General features: G+C 71.7%; 18 protein-coding genes and 1 riboswitch. Of the genes, 6 read left to right on the top strand and 12 right to left on the bottom strand.

What is annotated here, in order from left to right; genetic code table 11:
• Positions 1–138: 138 nt before the first annotated feature.
• From AC07BS_RS30140 to AC07BS_RS30120, 5 genes are all read right to left on the bottom strand, one after another.
• Positions 139–1911 (bottom strand): ABC transporter substrate-binding protein, encoded by a 1773-nt coding sequence (locus tag AC07BS_RS30140; RefSeq protein ID WP_478935092.1) that lies wholly within the window; start codon positions 1909–1911, stop codon positions 139–141.
• Positions 1912–2044: 133 nt separating this feature from the next.
• Positions 2045–3043: an ABC transporter permease gene (locus AC07BS_RS30135; RefSeq protein WP_478642271.1), complete on the bottom strand. Its 999-nt coding sequence runs from the start codon at positions 3041–3043 to the stop codon at positions 2045–2047.
• Between the two features lie 287 nt (positions 3044–3330).
• Complete coding sequence (locus AC07BS_RS30130) at positions 3331–4119, bottom strand: enhanced serine sensitivity protein SseB C-terminal domain-containing protein (RefSeq protein ID WP_478642274.1); 789 nt, start codon at positions 4117–4119, stop codon at positions 3331–3333.
• Positions 4120–4224: 105 nt separating this feature from the next.
• Complete coding sequence (locus tag AC07BS_RS30125) at positions 4225–4998, bottom strand: enhanced serine sensitivity protein SseB (RefSeq protein ID WP_478642276.1); 774 nt, start codon at positions 4996–4998, stop codon at positions 4225–4227.
• Positions 4999–5067: 69 nt separating this feature from the next.
• Positions 5068–5718 carry an AAA family ATPase gene (locus tag AC07BS_RS30120; RefSeq protein WP_478642279.1) on the bottom strand — a complete coding sequence of 217 codons (651 nt, stop codon included), beginning with the start codon at positions 5716–5718 and terminating at the stop codon, positions 5068–5070.
• Positions 5719–5894: 176 nt separating this feature from the next.
• Positions 5895–5999, top strand: a riboswitch (glycine riboswitch).
• A gap of 168 nt (positions 6000–6167) precedes the next feature.
• Here AC07BS_RS30120 and gcvT point away from each other — a divergent pair.
• From gcvT to AC07BS_RS30100, 4 genes are all read left to right on the top strand, one after another.
• On the top strand, positions 6168–7283 hold the full coding sequence (gcvT, locus tag AC07BS_RS30115) for a glycine cleavage system aminomethyltransferase GcvT (RefSeq protein ID WP_478642282.1): 1116 nt from the start codon (positions 6168–6170) through the stop codon (positions 7281–7283).
• Positions 7284–7350: 67 nt separating this feature from the next.
• The gene (gene gcvH / locus AC07BS_RS30110; protein ID WP_478935091.1) at positions 7351–7731 is read left to right on the top strand and encodes a glycine cleavage system protein GcvH; all 381 of its coding nucleotides are present in this window, start codon (positions 7351–7353) and stop codon (positions 7729–7731) included.
• Between the two features lie 42 nt (positions 7732–7773).
• Positions 7774–9036 (top strand): serine hydroxymethyltransferase, encoded by a 1263-nt coding sequence (gene glyA, locus AC07BS_RS30105; protein ID WP_478935090.1) that lies wholly within the window; start codon positions 7774–7776, stop codon positions 9034–9036.
• Between the two features lie 236 nt (positions 9037–9272).
• Positions 9273–10655, top strand: coding sequence for an L-serine ammonia-lyase (locus tag AC07BS_RS30100; protein WP_478642288.1), 1383 nt, complete (start codon positions 9273–9275; stop codon positions 10653–10655).
• 83 nt (positions 10656–10738) lie between these two features.
• On the opposite strand, the gene cutA is transcribed toward AC07BS_RS30100, so the two are convergent.
• Positions 10739–11065, bottom strand: coding sequence for a divalent-cation tolerance protein CutA (gene cutA / locus AC07BS_RS30095; protein WP_478642290.1), 327 nt, complete (start codon positions 11063–11065; stop codon positions 10739–10741).
• Positions 11066–11110: 45 nt separating this feature from the next.
• Here cutA and AC07BS_RS30090 point away from each other — a divergent pair, with 45 nt between their 5' ends.
• Positions 11111–11422, top strand: a complete 312-nt coding sequence (locus AC07BS_RS30090) for a hypothetical protein (protein ID WP_478642292.1) — start codon at positions 11111–11113, stop codon at positions 11420–11422.
• A gap of 43 nt (positions 11423–11465) precedes the next feature.
• Here AC07BS_RS30090 and AC07BS_RS30085 read toward each other — a convergent pair whose 3' ends face one another.
• The 6 genes from AC07BS_RS30085 to AC07BS_RS30060 all read right to left on the bottom strand — a co-directional run bounded on the left by AC07BS_RS30085 (position 11466) and on the right by AC07BS_RS30060 (position 16807).
• Positions 11466–11678 carry an EF-hand domain-containing protein gene (locus tag AC07BS_RS30085; RefSeq protein WP_478642295.1) on the bottom strand — a complete coding sequence of 71 codons (213 nt, stop codon included), beginning with the start codon at positions 11676–11678 and terminating at the stop codon, positions 11466–11468.
• A gap of 38 nt (positions 11679–11716) precedes the next feature.
• Positions 11717–12268, bottom strand: coding sequence for an N-acetylmuramoyl-L-alanine amidase (locus AC07BS_RS30080; RefSeq protein WP_478643183.1), 552 nt, complete (start codon positions 12266–12268; stop codon positions 11717–11719).
• A 231-nt stretch (positions 12269–12499) separates the two neighbouring features.
• Entirely contained in the window at positions 12500–13003 is a 504-nt protein-coding gene (locus AC07BS_RS30075) for an ATP-binding protein (protein WP_478642298.1), read from the bottom strand.
• A 277-nt stretch (positions 13004–13280) separates the two neighbouring features.
• Positions 13281–14048 carry an enoyl-CoA hydratase/isomerase family protein gene (locus AC07BS_RS30070; protein ID WP_478642299.1) on the bottom strand — a complete coding sequence of 256 codons (768 nt, stop codon included), beginning with the start codon at positions 14046–14048 and terminating at the stop codon, positions 13281–13283.
• A gap of 90 nt (positions 14049–14138) precedes the next feature.
• Positions 14139–15377, bottom strand: a complete 1239-nt coding sequence (locus AC07BS_RS30065) for a L,D-transpeptidase (protein ID WP_478642301.1) — start codon at positions 15375–15377, stop codon at positions 14139–14141.
• 215 nt (positions 15378–15592) lie between these two features.
• Entirely contained in the window at positions 15593–16807 is a 1215-nt protein-coding gene (locus AC07BS_RS30060) for a L,D-transpeptidase (RefSeq protein WP_478642303.1), read from the bottom strand.
• Between the two features lie 184 nt (positions 16808–16991).
• On the opposite strand from AC07BS_RS30060, the gene glgX reads away from it, so the two are divergent.
• Complete coding sequence (glgX, locus tag AC07BS_RS30055) at positions 16992–19241, top strand: glycogen debranching protein GlgX (protein ID WP_478935089.1); 2250 nt, start codon at positions 16992–16994, stop codon at positions 19239–19241.
• Positions 19242–19254: the final 13 nt, after the last annotated feature.

Raw genomic sequence — 19254 nt, 5'->3', positions numbered from 1 at the left:
CGGGGGCCGCGGTGGGCCCCCGGGGTCGTCGCGCGCGGCCCTCACCTGCCCTTCGGGGCCTGGCGGCGGGTGCGCCGGCGGAGCGGACGGACGGTCATCACTTCACGGCCATCACTTCACGGCCTTCACTTCACGCCATCACTTCTCGACGCCCAGCGCGGCGTAGTCGTAGCGGCCGTTGTAGGCGTCGGACGTGTAGACGTTGGTCAGCCGGGAGCTGCGCCAGATCACGTTCTTCTCGAAGACGAAGGGCAGGTACCAGCCGCCCTCGGTGACCTTCCGGTTGGCCTCCTGGTAGAGCTTCCCGGCCCGGACCACGTCGCTCTCCGCGATGGCCCGGTCCAGCAGACCGTTGATCTCGGGGTCGTTGATCTCGGCGTAGTTGTTGTTGCCGCTGTCCAGGATGAACCGGCCGTCGACCAGGGGCTGGAGGAAGCCCTGGCCGCTGGGGAAGTCGGCGCCCCAGCCCATGATGATGATGCCGTAGTTCTTGTTCTTCACGTTCTTGGGTGCGCCGATGATGCCGGGGGTCTGGGCGCCGTCGTACTGGTCGATCTGGACCTCGATGCCGACCTTCTTCAGGGCCGCCTGGAGCGACTCGGCGGTCGCGATCTCCGGCGGCTTGTTGTTGCGGACGGCGATGGTGGTCTTGAAGCCGTCCGGCTTGCCGCAGGCCTTCAGCTCCTCCTTGGCCTTGGCCTCGTCGGGCTTGCCCTGCTTCAGCTGGAAGGGGTCGTAGCCGCCGTCGAAGCCCTCCACGGCCGGCGGCAGCATGCCGGTGGCGATGGAGCCGCCGGCGTCGGGGCCGCCGCGCGCGGTCTGCAGCGAGGTGTGGTCGGCGGCGTAGATCACCGCTTTGCGGCAGTGCTCGTTGTCGAACGGCGCGACGGTCTTCGGGAAGACGGCGTAGCGGATGAAGCCGGTCTGCGGGTTGTCGACGTTGGCCTTGTTCGACTGCAGGGCCTTCTGGCGGCCGGCCGAGCCCATGCCGGTGGCGTTGATGTCGAGGTCGTAGTCACCGGCGATCAGGCGGTTGTCCATGTCGTCGGCGTTGGTGGTGAGCTTGAGCGTGATCTTGTCGGGGAGCGCCTTGCGGACGGGGTCCGAGTCGGCCTTCCACTTCTCGTTGCGGACCAGCTCCATGCCCTTGTTGGGGGTGTACGACACCCAGCGGTAGGGGCCGCTGGAGAAGGGCTTCTGGCCGTACTTCTCGGCGGTGTCCTTGTCCGGGCGCACCGGGGCCGCCGCGGGCAGGGCCAGCATCTGGAGGAAGTCGCCGTTGGGCTTGGGCAGCTTGAAGACGATGGTCCGGTCGTCGGGCGTCTCGATGGCCTTCAGCCCGAGCTTGTCGGGGCTGTCGTCCTTGTAGGGCCCCTTGTACTCCTTGCCCGGGTCCAGGGTGGTCATCAGCCACAGCGGGCCGCCGGAGATCTTGTCCTGCGCCCAGGTGCGCTCGATGCCGTACTTGATGTGCTTCGTGGTGATGGGCTGTCCGTCCTCCCAGGTGAGGCCGGGGCGCAGGGTGAAGGTGTAGGTCTTCTTGTCCGCCGAGACGGTGCCGGTGTCGGTGGCCATGTCGGCCACGACGGAGCGGCTCTCCTTGCCGGGCGCCGGCTTGGGGGTGACCAGGGTGCGGGTGTAGAAGCGGGCGAAGTCCCACATGAAGCCGTAGTAGCCGCGCTGGGGGTCCCAGGAGTCGGCGTCCTGGGTGCCGATGAAGCGCAGTTCGCCGCCCTTCTTGCCGGAGGCGGAGGCCATCTTGTCGATGCCGGCGTTGTAGCCCGGGGCCTTGCCGCCGTGCTTGCCGTGCGAGCCGCCGCCACCGCCGCAGGCCGCGGTGGAGACCAGGGCCGCGACGACGAGGGCCGCCCCCGCGGCCGACCGGCGCCTGGATGTTCTCTGGGTTGCCACGATGTCGCGACCTCCGTGGTTCGTCGCCGCCCCGGGACGGGCCGGCGGGGTGCGGGAAACGGCCTCCTGACGGGACGACAGGGGCGGTGTACGACGGGAGGCGGGCGGGACCGCGCGCCGGGGGCGCGAGCCCCTAGCGCGAGCCCTTGGGGTCGAGCGCGTCGCGCACGCCGTCGCCGAAGAGGTTGAAGGCCAGGACCGTGACGAAGATCGCCACGCCCGGGATGATCATGAAGAGGGGGTCGCCCTCGTAGGTGGTGACGGCCTTGGAGAGCATCTGCCCCCAGGACGCGGTCGGCGGCTTGACGCCCGCGCCCAGGAAGCTGAGCGCGGCCTCGGTGAGCACATTGGTGGGGATCATCAGCGTGGCGTACACGGTGATGGGGGCCACCAGGTTGGGCAGCAGCTCGCGGAAGAGGATGTAGCCGCGGCCGGCGCCCAGGCTGCGCGCCGCCTCCACGTACTCCCGCTCCCGGAGCGAGAGGGTCTGGCCGCGGACGATGCGGCCCACGTACGGCCAGCCGAAGAAGCCGATCACCGAGATCAGCACGGCCATCCGGACGCCCGAACCCTCCAGTCCCCACAGTGAGTTGGGCACCACCGACACCAGGGCGATGATGAACAGCAGCTGGGGGAAGGCGAGCAGCAGGTCCATCACCCGGCTGACGACGGCGTCGACCCAGCCGCCGAAGTAGCCGGCGACGATCCCGAACACCGTGCCGAGCACCACCGCGACGACCGCCGAGAGGAAGGCCACCAGCAGGGAGACCCGGGCCCCGTAGACGACCCGGCTGAAGACGTCGCGGCCGTTGCCCGGCTCGACGCCGAACAGGAAGTCCGAGCTGATGCCGCCCCAGGCCCCCTTGGGGGTGCTGAAGGACGGATCAATCGTTTCTTCATGGAATTCGTTCGGCGGGTGCCCGAGCAGCCCGACGATGAGCGGGGCGAGGACCGCGACCAGGACGAGCAGCAGCACGACGACCCCGCCGGCCAGCGCCACCCTGTCCCGTTTCAGCCGGATCCAGGCGATGCGCCAGGGGGAGCGTCCCTCGATGGCCGTGCCGGGCACGGCGGTGGCGACGTCGAGGGCGGCATCCCCGGCCGCGCCCGGGTCGTGCGGTGGAGCCGTCATCTGTGGTGGACCCCTCTCGGCCGGCGACCTCCGGCCCGACGCCCTCCGCGACCGGCGGAGGTTCACCTCACTGTGCGAGTGGTGCGATGCGTGCGGTGGTACGGGGACGTGCGCGTGGAGCGGGTCGTACGCGATAGGACGGGTCTGCGCGCGGGGGCCGTCGGCCCTCGCTGGCGGGAGTCTTCAATGTGGCGCCGATCACCCGCCAGACGTCGTCGGCAAAGGATGCGCAACCGTGATGTACGGAGGAAGCTTCCGTTATCCGGACGGACCGGGTCCGCCAGCGGTCAGTACGCGCCGGCCTGCCAGCCCTGCTGCGGCGGGTAGCCGTAGCCGGACGTCGGGGCGGGCGCGCCGCCGTAGGCGTCACGGTCGAAGAAGGGCCGGGCGTTGGCGCGCATCCACATCGCCACCGGGTCGTACTCGTCCGCCATCGACACCGTCGACACCGGCAGGCCCTCCGGGACCACGCCGACCGACTGCTGCATCATCAGCCGCACCGACTCCACGGCCGCCGGGGACGTGTCGTAGAGGTCGAGGCCGATCGCCAGATACGGCGTGCCGAGCGCGGGCTGCACCCAGGCGCGGCGCAGCGCGCGGACCACGGGGGTGCGGTGGGCGTTCTGCCCGAGCAGCGCGTAGAACTGCGGAATGTCCACGGCCGGTTCGCTCAGCTGGAGCGGCCCGGCGGGCAGCCGGTCCAGGCCGGCGGCCATCCGGCGCAGGTCGAGCCAGGGGATGCCGACGCCGCCGCCGGGCGCGTGCGGGTTGAGCCACAGGCCCCAGCGGTCGGGGAAGAGGGAGGCCGCCACAGCCCGGCCGGAGACGACCTCGTGGGCGCGGTTCCAGCCGCTCGCGGCGAGCTCCTGCGCGGAGGTCACACAGGGTGCGTAGCCCAGCCCGTCGACCTCCATGTTGCCGTACTGGGCGTCGGCCGCACCGGCCTGACCGTGCCACAGCAGCATCCACACCCGGCCCTCGGCGAGAGCGCCCAGCAGCGCCTCGTAGGTGTCGTACCGGCCGGGCGCCACCTGGCGCAGCACCTGCTCCACGCCGCTCTCCCCGCCCGCGCTCACCTGGGTCCGCCTCTTCTCTCGGCCGCCTTACGGGTCCCGTCGCCCCGTACGGTCATCCAACCAGCTTACGAGCCCGGGGCCGCGGGCAAGAGAGCGGCGGCACCGTCACAGGTCACGGTCGTAGAACGGGCGCACCCGGTCACGCATCCAGTCGACCACCGGATCCTGCGCGACGTCGAGGAACACCAGTTGAACGGGCCAGGCCACGGGGGCCCCGGCCAGGGCCCGGCCGAGCGCCTCCAGGGCGGCGGTCCGGCTGCCCGGGTCGGGCAGTTCCAGCTCGACGCCCACGAACAGCGCGGGGGCCCCGCCCTCCACGCTCGCCAGGGCGCGCCGGGCGGTGCGGACGACGTCCCGGTCACGGGCGAACTCGAGGCCGGCCGCGGCGAGGAAGGCCGTCGGCTCCTCCTGCCAGTCGGGCTCGAAGAGCCGCACCCGGCCGCCGGGCGCCGCGCCGTCGAGGGCCGTCCGACCGGCCCGGCACAGCTCGGCGACGGCCGGGGGCGGCAGCGGCACCGTGACCGTGCCCTCGGGATTGACGGCGATGCCGACCTGCGGCGGCAGACCGCGGGCGAACTCCACGGCGGGGGCGACGGCGAAGGACACCTGCTCGCCCATCACGCGCAGGAACTCCGCGTGCGAGCTGAAAACCGGCACATAGGCGGCGCCGTCCAGCTCCAGCGCCGGCAGGTCGAGGGCGGCGCTCTCCGGGCCGCCACCGGCCGGCAGGGGTATCCACACGCTGCTGCGGCCGAGCACCTCGACGATGCGTTCACCGGATCCGGGCACGCCGAGCGAGGCGGCCAGCACCGCTTCGAGTTCGTTGCCGGGCCAGGCGGGGGCCCCGCCCTGGGGTTCGCTGATGCCGGGGATGCTCATGGCGCAGCACCCTAACGGCTGCGCCGGGCGGTCGCGTTCCGGGGCCCGGCCGGGCGGTCCGGGGCGCGGTCAGCCGAAGCCGATCACCCGTACGGCGTCGGCCGCGCGGCGGTCGAGGACGGTGACGGAGGCGGCGGCCGACGGCAGCCGGCCCTCGGCGGCCTCGGCCAGCAGGCGGGACATCGCGCGGCGGTGGCGGGCGAAGGCGAGGGCCGGGACGCCCCGGCCGCGGGCGGTCTGGCCGGCCAGGGCCGTCGCCGGGTCGACGGCGAGGAGCAGGACGTGCACCGCGCCGCCCCGGCGGCGGGCGGCCCGGGCGAGCCAGCGGCGCACCAGGCCGCGCTGGCCGCAGTCGTGGACGACCACGCTCCGGCCGGCGCGCACGGACCGCCGCAGCGTGGCGTAGTGGAGCGCTCTGGCGAGGGGCCGGTAGAGCGCGTAGGGCAGGCCGGCCGGCACCCGGCGCTCCACCCGTTCGCGTGAGTCCTGGGAGTCCACGCGCCGCACGGGCGCGCCCCGGCCGTCCGCCGGGGCCACCGCGCGGCGCATGAGGGTGGACTTGCCGCTGCCGGGCAGCCCGGAGACCACCAGCAGATCGCCGAGCGGATACCGCAGGTCGCCGGCGGTCCGGCCACGCAGGTCGAGCACCCCCGAGGGGCGCACCGGCGCCGCCGGCGCCTCCTGATCGGCCTTCGCCGGCACGTCCGTCCGCGTACGCACTGTGATCGCCTTCCCTCCCCCGTCCGTTCACCGGCCCCCTACCCACGGAACGTAAAGAAAAGGTAATCCAATTCATGGGACCTGGGGCAGTCCGTCGCACGCCCGTACGTGCAATGATGTGCGCGCCAGCAGCACCCCACGCACCAACCGCACGACCCAACTGCATACCGGCCGCTCGAATCCGCGCGGGAGAGTCCCGGCGAGCACGCAGCGTGCTCGCCGGGCGCCGAAGGAGCAAGTTCCTCCCTTGAATCTCTCAGGCCCCGTACCGCGCGGGTGAGGCAGATCTGAAAAGCGGGCCCCGCCGTGCAGCGGTGACGGTCCCACCCAAGGTGCAAGCCGAGAACGCCCCTCTTGGAGCTCTCGGTGAACCTCTCAGGTTCCGATGACAGATGGGGAGGCCGCCTTTCGAGGTATTCCTCCGCGACTGACTGCCCGGGAGCCTGACCATGACGAACGCCCCCCGCCGTACCGCCCTCGACGCGCTGCACCGCGCCCTGGGGGCCACCATGACCGACTTCGCGGGCTGGGACATGCCCCTGCGCTACGGCAGCGAGCGCGACGAGCACGTGGCCGTCCGCACCCGCGCCGGGCTCTTCGACCTCTCCCACATGGGCGAGATCACCCTCACGGGCCCCGAGGCCGGCCGCGCGCTGGACTTCGCCCTCGTCGGCAACCTCTCGGCGCTGGCGGTCGGCCGCGCCCGCTACACCATGATCTGCGACGCCGAGGGCGGCATCCTGGACGACCTGATCGTCTACCGCCTGGCGGACGAGGAGTTCATGGTCGTGGCCAACGCCTCCAACGCCCAGGTGGTCCTGGACGCCCTCACCGAGCGTGCCGCGGGCTTCGACACCGCGGTCCGGGACGACCGCGAGAACTACGCGCTGATCGCCGTCCAGGGCCCGGCCTCCCCCGGCATCCTGAAGTCCGTCACCGACGCCGACCTGGACGGCCTGAAGTACTACGCGGGCCTGCCCGGCACCGTCGCCGGCGTGCCGGCCCTGATCGCCCGCACCGGCTACACCGGCGAGGACGGCTTCGAGCTGTTCGTCGCCCCGGCCGACGCGGAGAAGCTGTGGCAGGCGCTGACCGAGGCCGGCGCGGAGGCCGGCCTGGTGCCCTGCGGCCTGTCCTGCCGCGACACGCTCCGCCTGGAGGCGGGCATGCCGCTCTACGGCCACGAGCTGACCACCGCCACCACCCCGTTCGACGCCGGTCTGGGCCGGGTCGTGAAGTTCGACAAGGACGGCGACTTCGTGGGCCGCGCCGCGCTGGAGACCGCCGCCGAGCGGGCCGCGACCGCGCCGCCGCGCAAGCTGGTCGGCCTGGTGGCCACCGGCCGCCGCGTGCCGCGCGCCGGCTACCCGGTGGTGGCCGGCGGTTCCGTCGTCGGCGAGGTCACCTCCGGCGCCCCCTCCCCCACCCTCGGCAAGCCGATCGCGATCGCCTACGTGGACGCGGCGCACGCGGAGCCGGGGACGGAAGGGGTGTCCGTGGACATCCGGGGCAGCCACGAGTCCTACGAGGTCGTGGCCCTGCCCTTCTACAAGCGGGCCCGCTGAGCCCCTCTCATCTCACCTGTCAAGACCCGTTGCACAAGCACTCACGCGCGTACAGGAGAATCAAGCCATGAGCAACCCCCAGCAGCTGCGTTACTCCAAGGAGCACGAGTGGCTGTCGGCCACCGACGAGAACGGCGTGGCCACGGTCGGCATCACGGAGTTCGCGGCCAACGCGCTCGGTGACGTCGTCTTCGCCCAGCTCCCGGCGGTCGGCGACGCCATCACCGCGGGCGAGACCTGTGGCGAGCTGGAGTCGACGAAGTCGGTCAGCGACCTCTTCGCCCCCGTCACGGGCGAGGTCGTCGAGGCCAACGGGGACGTCGTGGACGACCCCTCGCTGGTGAACACCGCCCCCTTCGAGGGCGGCTGGCTGTTCAAGGTGAAGATCACGGACGAGCCGGCGGACCTGCTGACCGCCGACGAGTACACGGCCTTCGCCGCAGGCTGACCCCGCCCGCCCCTCCTCCGCCAGGAAGTCCAGGAAGAACTCATGTCGCTTCTGAACAGCTCCCTCCATGAGCTCGACCCCGACGTCGCCGCCGCAGTCGACGCCGAACTCCACCGCCAGCAGTCCACCCTCGAGATGATCGCCTCGGAGAACTTCGCTCCGGTCGCGGTCATGGAGGCCCAGGGCTCGGTCCTCACCAACAAGTACGCCGAGGGCTACCCGGGCCGCCGGTACTACGGCGGCTGCGAGCACGTCGACGTCGTCGAGCAGATCGCCATCGACCGCATCAAGGCGCTCTTCGGCGCCGAGGCCGCCAACGTGCAGCCGCACTCCGGCGCGCAGGCCAACGCCGCGGCGATGTTCGCCCTGCTCAACCCCGGCGACACCATCCTGGGTCTGAACCTCGCCCATGGCGGGCACCTGACCCACGGCATGAAGATCAACTTCTCCGGCAAGCTCTACAACGTGGTCGCCTACCACGTCGACGAGCAGACCAACCTGGTGGACATGGACGAGGTCGAGCGCCTCGCCAAGGAGCACCGTCCGAAGCTGATCGTCGCCGGCTGGTCCGCCTACCCGCGCCAGCTGGACTTCGCGGCCTTCCGCCGGATCGCCGACGAGGTCGGCGCGTACCTGATGGTCGACATGGCCCACTTCGCGGGCCTGGTCGCCGCGGGTCTCCACCCCAACCCGGTGCCGCACGCCCACGTCGTGACGACCACCACCCACAAGACGCTGGGCGGCCCCCGCGGCGGTGTGATCCTCTCCACGGCCGAGCTGGCCAAGAAGATCAACTCCGCGGTCTTCCCCGGCCAGCAGGGTGGTCCGCTGGAGCACGTGATCGCCGCCAAGGCCGTCAGCTTCAAGGTCGCCGCGAGCGAGGAGTTCAAGGAGCGCCAGCAGCGTACGCTGGAGGGCGCGAAGATCCTGGCCGAGCGCCTGGTCCAGGACGACGTGGCCGCGGCCGGCGTCTCCGTCCTGTCCGGCGGCACGGACGTGCACCTGGTCCTGGTGGACCTGCGCAACTCCGAGCTCGACGGCCAGCAGGCCGAGGACCGCCTCCACGAGGTGGGCATCACCGTCAACCGCAACGCCATCCCGAACGACCCCCGCCCGCCGATGGTCACCTCGGGTCTGCGGATCGGCACCCCGGCCCTGGCCACCCGGGGCTTCACGGCCGAGGACTTCCGCGAGGTCGCGGACGTCATCGCCGAGGCCCTCAAGCCCGGCTTCGACGCCGAGGCGCTGCGGGACCGCGTCACCGCCCTGGCGGCGAAGCACCCGCTGTACCCCGGTCTGAAGTAGGACCGACGCACGGGATTCACCGGTCGGTGCGGGGCACCGGGCACGCTGCGAGGTGTGTCCGGTGCCCCGCGTCACGACCGGGGCCCGGCGCCCCGTGCGGTGTGAGAACACCCACCGCGGCGAGCGGCCGGCATCACGCACACTGAAGGGTGTGCGCGGCGCCTCCCCTCACGTCCCGCACCACCTGTACCACCTCTTGTACCACCCTGTACCACCGACCCGAAGGAGCTGCCACCGTGGCCATCTCCGTCTTCGATCTCTTCTCGATCGGCATAGGCCCGTCCAGCTCCCACACGGTCGGCCCCATGCGCGCCGCCCGCATGTTCGTGGGACGCCTCAAGAAGGACGGGCTGCTCGCGCAGACCACGTCCGTGCGCGCGGAGCTCTACGGCTCCCTCGGCGCCACCGGCCACGGCCACGGCACCCCCAAGGCCGTGCTGCTGGGCCTGGAGGGCCACTCCCCCCGTACCGTCGACGTCGAGATCGCCGACGACGAGGTCGAGCGCATCCGCACCACCAAGCGGCTGCGCCTCCTCGGCGCCGAGATCGGGTCGGACCACGAGATCGACTTCGACGAGTCGACCCAGCTGATCCTCCACCGCCGCCGCGCCCTGCCGTACCACGCCAACGGCATGACCCTCTTCGCCTACGACGAGACGGGCGCCCCGCTGCTGGAGAAGACCTACTACTCGGTCGGCGGCGGCTTCGTCGTCGACGAGGACGCGGTGGGCGCGGACCGGATCGTCCTGGACGACACGGTCCTGAAGTACCCCTTCCGCACCGGCGACGAGCTGCTGCGCATGTCCCGCGAGTCCGGCCTGTCGATCTCCGCGATGATGATGGAGAACGAGAAGGCCTGGCGCACGGAGGAGGAGATCCGCGCCGGTCTGCTGGAGATCTGGCGCGTCATGCAGGCCTGTGTCACCCGCGGCATGGCCCGCGAGGGTATCCTGCCCGGCGGCCTCAAGGTCCGCCGCCGCGCCGCCAGCACCGCCCGCCAGCTGCGCGCCGAGGGCGACGCCCAGGCCCGCGCGATGGAGTGGATCACGGTCTACGCCATGGCGGTCAACGAGGAGAACGCGGCCGGCGGCCGGGTCGTCACCGCCCCCACCAACGGCGCCGCGGGCATCATCCCGGCCGTGCTGCACTACTACATGAACTTCGTCCCCGGCGCGGACGAGGACGGCATCGTGCGCTTCCTGCTGGCGGCGGGCGCCATCGGCATGCTCTTCAAGGAGAACGCCTCCATCTCCGGCGCCGAGGTCGGCTGCCAGGGCGAGGTCGGCTCCGCCTGCTCGATGGCCTCCGGCGGTCTCGCCGAGGTCCTCGGCGGCACCCCGGAGCAGGTCGAGAACGCGGCCGAGATCGGCATGGAGCACAACCTCGGCCTGACCTGCGACCCGGTCGGCGGCCTGGTGCAGATCCCGTGCATCGAGCGGAACGGCATGGCGGCCGCCAAGGCCGTCACCGCCGCCCGCATGGCCCTGCGCGGCGACGGCCGGCACCACGTCTCCCTCGACAAGGTCATCAAGACCATGAAGGAGACGGGCGCCGACATGAAGGTCAAGTACAAGGAGACGGCGCGCGGCGGCCTGGCCGTCAACGTCATCGAGTGCTGACCTGACCCGCACCCGCTGACACGCCCGAGCCCGTGAGCGCCGGGCGGACCGGAGAAGACATCCGGTCCGCCCGGCGCTCCGCGCTATCCGCGGGTCTGCTCGCGCAGCCAGCCCAGGTAGGCCTCGCTGCCGGCGGTGACGGGGGTGGCGATGATCTCGGGCACGTCGTAGGTGTGCTCGTCGAGGATGTGGGCTTCGAGGGCCGTGTAGCGGTCCGCGGCGGTCTTGTAGACGACCCGCCACTCCTCGGCGGTCTCCACGGCCCCCTCCCAGCGGTAGACGCTGGTGACGGGCCCGTCGATCTGGGCGCAGGCCGCCAGGCGCTTGCCGACGGCGGTGCCGGCGAGGCGGACGGCGTGCTCACGGCTGTCGGTGGTGGTCACCACCGCGAGGTACTGGGGCTCGGACATGCCGGGACCGTACCGCTGTCAGAGGGGGCCCGTAGGCTCGGGGGCATGAACCACGCAGACCTGCGCGAGCTCCGGAGCGCGCTCACCACCGCCTCCGACATCGCGTTCTCCCTCGACGACGCCGCGCCCGCCCGCCATGAGGCGGAGCAGCTCGTGGAGGCCCTGCGCAGGGCCCTGACGGCCGCGGGTGCGCTGGGGGCCGGAATGGGCGCCACGGGCTGCTCGGAGCACCCGAGGGGGCCGGTGGACCCGCTCCACGGGGACGTGCGGGATCCCCTGCCGCAGGGCTGGGGCCGCTGTCTGCTGTGCAACGACCGCCGGCGCCGGGCCGGCGCGCAGCGTCGCAACTGGCGCTGACCCGGGGCCCTGGAAGAGATCCCCCAGGGCTCCGGCGCCGGGATCAGTCGTTCAGGGAGGCCCAGAACTCCTCGAAGGACAGCACGCCGTCGCCGTTGCCGTCCTTCTTGTTGATGATCGCCTGCGCCACGGTCTCGGTGACGTGGAAGTCGCCGAGCTGGGCCATGACGCTCTTGTACTCGGCGGCGGTGATGAACCCGTCGCCGTCGACGTCGAACCGGTTGAAAGCGGTGCGTGCTGCCTCGATGTCAGCCATGAGGGCCTCCCCTTGCGTTCTGGTGGGACCGGCACAGATTAGCCGCCGGTCACGAGGTCCAGATAACGGTCCCAGTCCCAGTACGGACCGGGGTCGGTGTGGGTGGCCCCGGGCACCTCGCTGTGGCCGATGATCGTCTCCCGGGAGACGGGGATGCCGTGGCGGGCGCAGACGGCCGCGGTCAGCCGCGCGGAGGCCCGGTAGAGGGCGTCGGTGAAGTACTCGGGGCGGTCGGTCCAGCCCTCGTGCTCGATGCCGATGCTGCGGGTGTTGTAGTCCCAGTTGCCCGCGTGCCAGGCGATGTCCTTCTCCCTGACGAACTGCCCGACGTAGCCGTCGGCGGAGGCCACCAGGTAGTGGGCCGACACCTTGGACCGGGGGTTCTGGAAGATCCGCCGGGTGTCGGGGAAGGTCTCCTCGGTCACGTGCACGACCACGAGGGCGACCGGATGGGAGCGGGGGCGGTCGGCGACGGTGTAGTTGGCGCCGTGCGCCGGGATCCAGTGGGTGGGCGGGTAACCGGAGGGTTCCATGGGCGCCTTCCCTGCAACACGCGCGGTACATAAACATAAGCAATACCGCTGGTTTATACATTGATTTCAAGGCTGGTGGCGCAGGTCACCTTGGATTGATGCCCTTCGCTTTTGGTTCTTGAACGCACCGCGTGTCATAGTCGAGCCAACGACCCTCATTGACCCGAGCCAGGTCGTTCTTGTCGCCGCGGAACACACCCCATTTCTCCGCGGCCCCCCGAAGAGACCCCCGCTCCGCCGCATGACGGCCGATGGGGGTCTCTTCGTATCCGGGGCCCGGTACGGGCGTCAGCGGTCGGCCACGCGCATCTCGAACCAGGTGGTCTTGCCGCGGGCCAGCAGGTCCACCCCCCAGCGGTCGGAGAGCTTGTCCACCAGGAACAGGCCACGCCCGCTGATGTCCATCTCGCGCACCGGCAGCAGGCACGGCAGCCCCCGCGAGGGGTCGCGCACCTCTATGCGCAGCCAGCCGCGCCGGCGCAGCATCCGCAGCCCGAAGTGCCGGGCGCCGGTGTGCCGGACGGCGTTGCCCACGAGCTCGGAGACCAGCAGCACCGCGTGCTCGGTGAGCCGCTCCGACAGCCCCCAGTGGTGGAGGACGACCGACTGGGTCATCCGCCGGGCGGCGACGGCGGACTCGGGGCGGGAGGGCAGCCGGACCTCGCCGAGCGTGGGGTCGCCGAACGTCTCCAGCGCCTTGAGCGCGATGTCGTCGTCCACCGCCGGAGCCCACCGCACGGGTGCCGTACCGACCCGCTGCGGCGGCTGTTCGGTTCCCTCCAGGCCCGCCATGCCCCCATCATGGCCGCGATCCCGGCCGGTGGGAGTGGAACGAAGGGATTCGGTTCACCGGAGGACGTGGTTCCGGCGGTGCCCGGCGACATATGCCAGTGGCCGCAGTCCCTTTGGAAAAGCCGGACTGACCTGCGGCGACCGACAGCGTGGAAAAGATCGCCGGGCGGGCGGAGGAAGGCCGCGTACGGGACGGGTCGCCCGTCGCGGAATTCCCCCACACGAGGCATGCGCCGGAATCCACGCCTCCGGGCATGTCACCTCAACCGGCGGCGCTTCAGACGAACTTGGCCTTGCCGGGACCATCCTCGACGAAACTACGCATACCGATCTCCCGGTCCTCGGTGGCGAACAGCCCCGCGAACCAGTTGCGCTCGATGGCGAGTCCGGTGTCGATGTCCGTCTCCAGACCCGCGTCGACGGCCTCCTTGGCCGCGCGGAGGGCGATGGCCGGGCCGGCGGCGAGCCGGGCGGCCCAGGCGTGGGCCTCGGCGTAGACGTCCGCCGCCGGGACGACGCGGTCCACCAGGCCGAGGGCGAGTGCCTCCTCGGCCTTGACCTGACGGCCGGTGAAGATGAGGTCCTTGGCCTTGGAGGGGCCGATGAGCCGGGAGAGCCGCTGGGTGCCGCCGGCGCCCGGGATGAGGCCCAGCAGGATCTCGGGCTGGCCCAGCTTGGCGTTCTCGGCGGCGATACGGAAGTCGGCGCACAGCGCCAGCTCGCAGCCGCCGCCCAGGGCGTAGCCGGTGACGGCCGCCACCACGGGCTTGGGGATGCGGGCCACGGCGGTGAAGGAGTCCTGCAGGCCCCGCGACCGGGCGACCATGGACGCGTGGTCCATGTGCTGCATCTCCTTGATGTCCGCGCCGGCCGCGAACACCTTCTCCCCGCCCCAGAGGACCACCGCGCGGACGTCCTCGCGGCGCGTCAGTTCGTCGGCGAGCTCACGGATCCGGTCCTGGGTGGCGATGTCCAGCGCGTTCATCGGGGGGCGGTCCAGCCTGACGGTACCGACACCCTCGGAGACCTCTAGATGCACAGTCATGACACCAGGTTAGTGCCGGTTAACGCACCGCGGCCCGGTGCACTGCGTCACAGACGCGAGGCACCGGGCCGCGAGGGTTCGAACGAGGGGTCAGCTCTCCTGCGGAGTGCTCTTGCCCCACTCGGACCAGGGGAGGTTCCAGCCGTTGAGGCCGTTGTCCGGCTTAATCGTTTTGTCATCGGAGTTCTTCACGATGACGACGTCGCCGATGAGGGAGTTGTTGTAGAACCAGGCGGCCGTGGTGTTCGGGTCGCCGCCACCGCGCTCGTCCTCCAGGCCCACGCAGCCGTGGCTGGCGTTCTCCGAGCCGAAGGTCGAGGAGCCGGACCAGTAGTTGCCGTGGAGGAAGGTGCCGGAGGTGGACAGGCGCATCGCGTGCGGCACGTCCGGGATGTCGTACTCGCCCTTGCCGTCACCCTTGGTGAAGCCCACGGTGGCGCCGTTCATGCGCGTCACCTCGTGCTTCTCACTGATGACCATCTGGCCGTTGTACGTGGGGTTGGCCGGGGCGCCGGCGGATATCGGGACGGTCTTGAGGACCTTCCCGTCCCGCACGACGGTCATCTGGTGGGTCTTCGCGTCCACCGTGCTGACCTGGCTGCGGCCGATCGTGAACTTCAGGGTCTTGTTCTGCGAGCCGTACACGCCCTCACGGCCCTGGACGCCGTCGAGGTTCAGGTTGACCGTCACCTTGGTGCCGGCGGCCCAGTAGTTCTCCGGGCGGAAGTCGACGCGGTCGTTGCCGAACCAGTGCGCCTTGACCGGAACCGACGGCTCGGCGGTCACCTTGATGGCCCGCTCGACGGCCTTCGGGTCGGTGATGCCCCGGCTGAAATTGATCGATACGGGCATGCCCACACCGACGGTGCTGCCGTCCTCCGGCGTGAAGTAGCCGACGAACGTGTTCTGCGGGGTGAGGGTGGTGAACGCCGCGTGCTTCGCGGACGGACGCCCCTTCCCGTCCTTGGCGATCGCGTCCACGGTGTACTTCGTGGAGGCCGCGAGGTGGCTGGACGGCTCCCAGGCCGCGCCACCGCCGGTTATCTTCCCGTCGATCGTGTTGCCCTTGCCGTCGGCCACCTTCACCGACGTCAGCTTGCCCTTGTCCGCCGTCACCTTGAGAGCGCCGCTGGTGGCGACGTCCTTGGCACCGTCCGCGGGTCCGATGTTGACCACGGCTTCCGAGGGACCCTTGGCGACCTTCTCGCCGCCCTTGTCGTCCGAACCGCCGCCGTCACAGGCACTGACCAGCGTCAGCACCGTTCCGAGCAGCAGGGCGGACAGCCCTGCGCGGCGGCCCCGGCTCCTCGATATCGGCTGCACCTTCACAACGGTTCTTCTCCCCTCGCACGGCCCGCGGCCACGCGGCGCCCCCGGCGCGGCATCCCGCGCTTTGTCGATAGATAACCACACGTCACCGACAACGCCGATCGGGTGGATGTCACCGTTCGGTCCCAATGGGAGGCGGTGATGCGAACCGTGCGCCTGTGGTGAGGGCGGTGACCGAAGTGAAGCGGCTGTTTCCGGCCAGGTCAAACCGGGGCTCAGTCCAGCGCCGATCCGGCCCGCCACAGGGCCCACGGCATGTTCCAGCCACCGAGGCCGTTGTCCGGCGCGACCACGCGCTCCCGGGAGCGGACGACCTCCACGACGTCGCCGATCAGCGAGCTGTCGTAGAACCGGCCGGCGGGCGTCGCCGCGCCCCCGCCCTGGACGTCGGGGAGCCCGATGCAGCCGTGGCTGGTGTTCAGCGTGCCGAAGGCGGCGGGGTCGGCCCAGTAGTTGCCGTGGAGGAAGGTCCCGGAGGCGGTGAGCCGCATCGCGTGCGGGACGTCCGAGATGTCGTACTCGCCGCCGAAGCCGACCGTGTCCCCGTTCATCCGGGTCATGGGCGCCTTCTCGGTGATCACCATCCGGCCGTTGTACGTGTCGTTGCCCGCCCCGCCCGCCGTCACAGGCACCGTCGCCACCCGCCGGCCGTCGCGCACCACCGTCATGGTGTGGGCCGCCGCGTCGACGGTGCTGACCTGACTGCGGCCCACATGGAAGCCCACGGTCTTCCACTGGCTGCCGTACACGCCCTGCGCCCCGCGCACATCGCGCAACCGGAGGTCGAGGGTGACGTCGGTGCCCGGCCGCCAGTAGGCGCGGGGCCGGAAGTCCAGGCGCGAGTCCCCGAACCAGTGGCCGGAGACCTCGGTGGCCGGCCGGGCGGTGACGCGGATGGCGCGCTCGACGGCGGCCCGGTCCGCGATGGGCCGGCTGAACACAAAAGAAACGATCATTCCGGTGCCCACGGTCGTCAGGGGCTCGGGGGTGAAGAATCCGATGAAACGATGCTGCGGGACAAAGGTGGTGAACGTGCTGTGCCGGACGGCACGCCGTCCCGCCGCGTCCCGGGCGACGACGTCCACGGTGTAGCGGGCGGCGAGCCCGAGCCCGCCCGGCGCCGGCCGCCAGCTGTGCCGGTCCCCGGAGATCCGGCCCGGGACCGGGTGCCGAGCGCCGTCACGGAACTCCGCGACCGTCACCCGTTCCAGCGTCCCCTCCGGCGTCCGCACCTCGAACCGCCCCGTGGCCGGGACGTTCCCCGCGCGGTCCCGGGGCGTGATGCGGATCAGCTCGCTCGCCGGCCGCGCGTCGTCCATCAGCTGGGTCTTCGGCGCGACGACGGTGCACCCGGCGAGCGTGGTCAGGGTCGCCAGCAGGGCGAGTCCCCGTGCCGCACGCGAGAGGGCACGCGAGAGGGCAACTGTCACACCCGGCCCAACGATCGGCCCGCCCGCGGGAAACGTCGCTGCACTCGCATGCTGCGCCCGATCACACGTGTGAGCGCATGCGCGGATCTGGGAAGAACGGGGAGAAGGACGAAAACGCCGGACACCCGGCCCCGGGACGCCGGGTGTCCGGCGCGCCGGCCCGGAGGCCGCCGGAGGCGAGCAGGTGTCGAGCGCTGCCCAGCAGGAGCCCCGTGACGACCACGAGTTCACCGGCGTGCGGCCGGGCGTCCCTGAACCGCTCGGGGCCCGCTTCACCGTGGGCGCCGACGGCGTCCCGGGGACGAACTTCGCGCTGTGGGCCGGCGGCGCGGAGGCCGTGGAGCTGTGCCTGTTCGACGACGCCGACGGGGGTGGCGAGACGCGTCACGCGCTGGCGGAGCCGATCCACGGGATCTGGCACGGCTTCGTGCCCGGCGTGCTGCCCGGCCGGCGCTACGGCTACCGCGTCCACGGCCGCTGGGACCCCTGGACGGGCGCCCGCTGGAACCCGGCGAAGCTGCTCCTGGACCCGTACGCCCGCGCGGTCGACGGCGAGTTCACCGGCCGCGGCGGCCGCGGCCCGCTCCCCGCCGAGCTCTACGGACATGTGCGCGACTGGCCCCAGCAGCACGTCGCCGACACCGTGCGCGACGAGCGGGACTCGGCGCCGTACGTCCCCAAGGGCGTGGTCGTCGCGGACGACGACGACTGGTCCGACGACCACCGGCCCGCGACGCCCTGGCCCGACACGGTCATCTACGAACTGCACGTGCGCGGCTTCACCATGCGTCACCCCGGCGTTCCCGAACGCCTGCGCGGCACGTACGCCGGACTGGCCCACCCGGCCGCCGTGGAGCACCTGGTCCGCCTGGGCGTGACCGCCGTCGAACTGCTGCCGGTGCATCAGTTCGCCCACGAGGACCACCTCCTGAGGAGGGGTCTGCGGAACCACTGGGGCTACAACTCCATCGGCTACTTCGCCCCGCACTCCGGCTACTCCGCCTCCGGCTCGCTCGGCCAGCAGGTGGGCGAGTTCAAGCGGATGGTGCGCGCCCTCCACGCCGCCGGCATCGAGGTCGTCCTCGACGTCGTCTACAACCACACCGCGGAGAGCGGCGAGCTGGGCCCGACGCTGTCGCTGCGCGGTGTCGACAACCGCCGCTACTACCGGCTGCAGGCCGACCCCCGCCGCTACGCCGACTACACCGGCTGCGGCAACACCCTCCACGTGGTGCAGCCCAACGTCCTGCGCCTGATCACCGACTCGCTCCGCTACTGGGTGACGGAGATGGGAGTGGACGGCTTCCGCTTCGACCTGGCGGCGGCGCTGGCCCGCTCCATGCACGACGTGGACATGCTGTCCCCCTTCCTCGCCGTCATCGCCCAGGACCCCGTGCTGCGCCGGGTCAAGCTGATCGCCGAGCCCTGGGACGTCGGCTCCGGCGGCTATCAGGTGGGCGCCTTCCCACCCCTGTGGACCGAGTGGAACGACCGCTACCGCGACGCCGTGCGCGACTTCTGGCGGGGCGCCCTGCCCGACGTACGGGACCTGGGCTACCGGCTCTCCGGCTCCAGCGACCTCTACGCCTGGGGCGGCCGGCGCCCCTGGGCCTCCGTCAACTTCGTCACCGCGCACGACGGATTCACCCTGCGCGACCTGGTCAGCTATGAGCGCAAGCACAACGAGGCCAACGGCGAGGGCAACCGCGACGGCACCGCCGACAACCGCTCCTGGAACTGCGGCGCCGAGGGCGCGACCGCCGACCCGAGGGTGCTGGCCCTGCGCCGCCGGCAGATCCGCAACCTGCTGACGACGCTCCTGCTGTCCACGGGCGTGCCCATGCTGGTGGCGGGCGACGAGATGGGCCGCACCCAGGGCGGCAACAACAACGCCTACTGCCAGGACAACGAGACCGGCTGGGTCGACTGGTCCCTGACGGCCGACCCGGGCTGGCGTGCGGTGCGCGACCTGTGCGTCCGGCTGCTCGCGCTGCGCCGGGCCCACCCGGTGCTGCGCAGCCGCTCGTTCTTCTCCGGCCGGCCGCGGGGCGCGGACGGGCTGCGCGACCTCGCCTGGTTCACCGCGAGCGGCACGGAGATGACCGAGGCCGACTGGTACGCGCCCGCCGCGACCCTCGGCATGTACCTCTCGGGCCGGGACATCCCGCAGCGCGACGACCGGGGCGCGCCGGTGACCGGTGACAGCTTCCTCGTCGTGCTGCACGCCGGTCCGCGCCCCCTGCGCTTCACCTTGCCGGGACCGCCCTGGGCGGACTCCTACGAGCTCCTGGTGAACACCGCCCTGGAGGACCAGCGCACAGCCCCCGGCCTGCGCCGGGACGCCGGCGGCCGGATCTCCGTCCGGGCCCGCTCGGTGCTGCTGTGGCGGGTGGTGCACGACGCCGGGGAGCCCGGGCCGCCGCCCGTCCCGTGACGGCCGGAAAGGG

This window comes from Streptomyces sp. NPDC044063 (assembly GCF_056434285.1).
The sequence above is the reverse complement of the archived record's forward strand: the minus strand, read 5'-3'. Positions and strand labels throughout refer to the sequence as shown.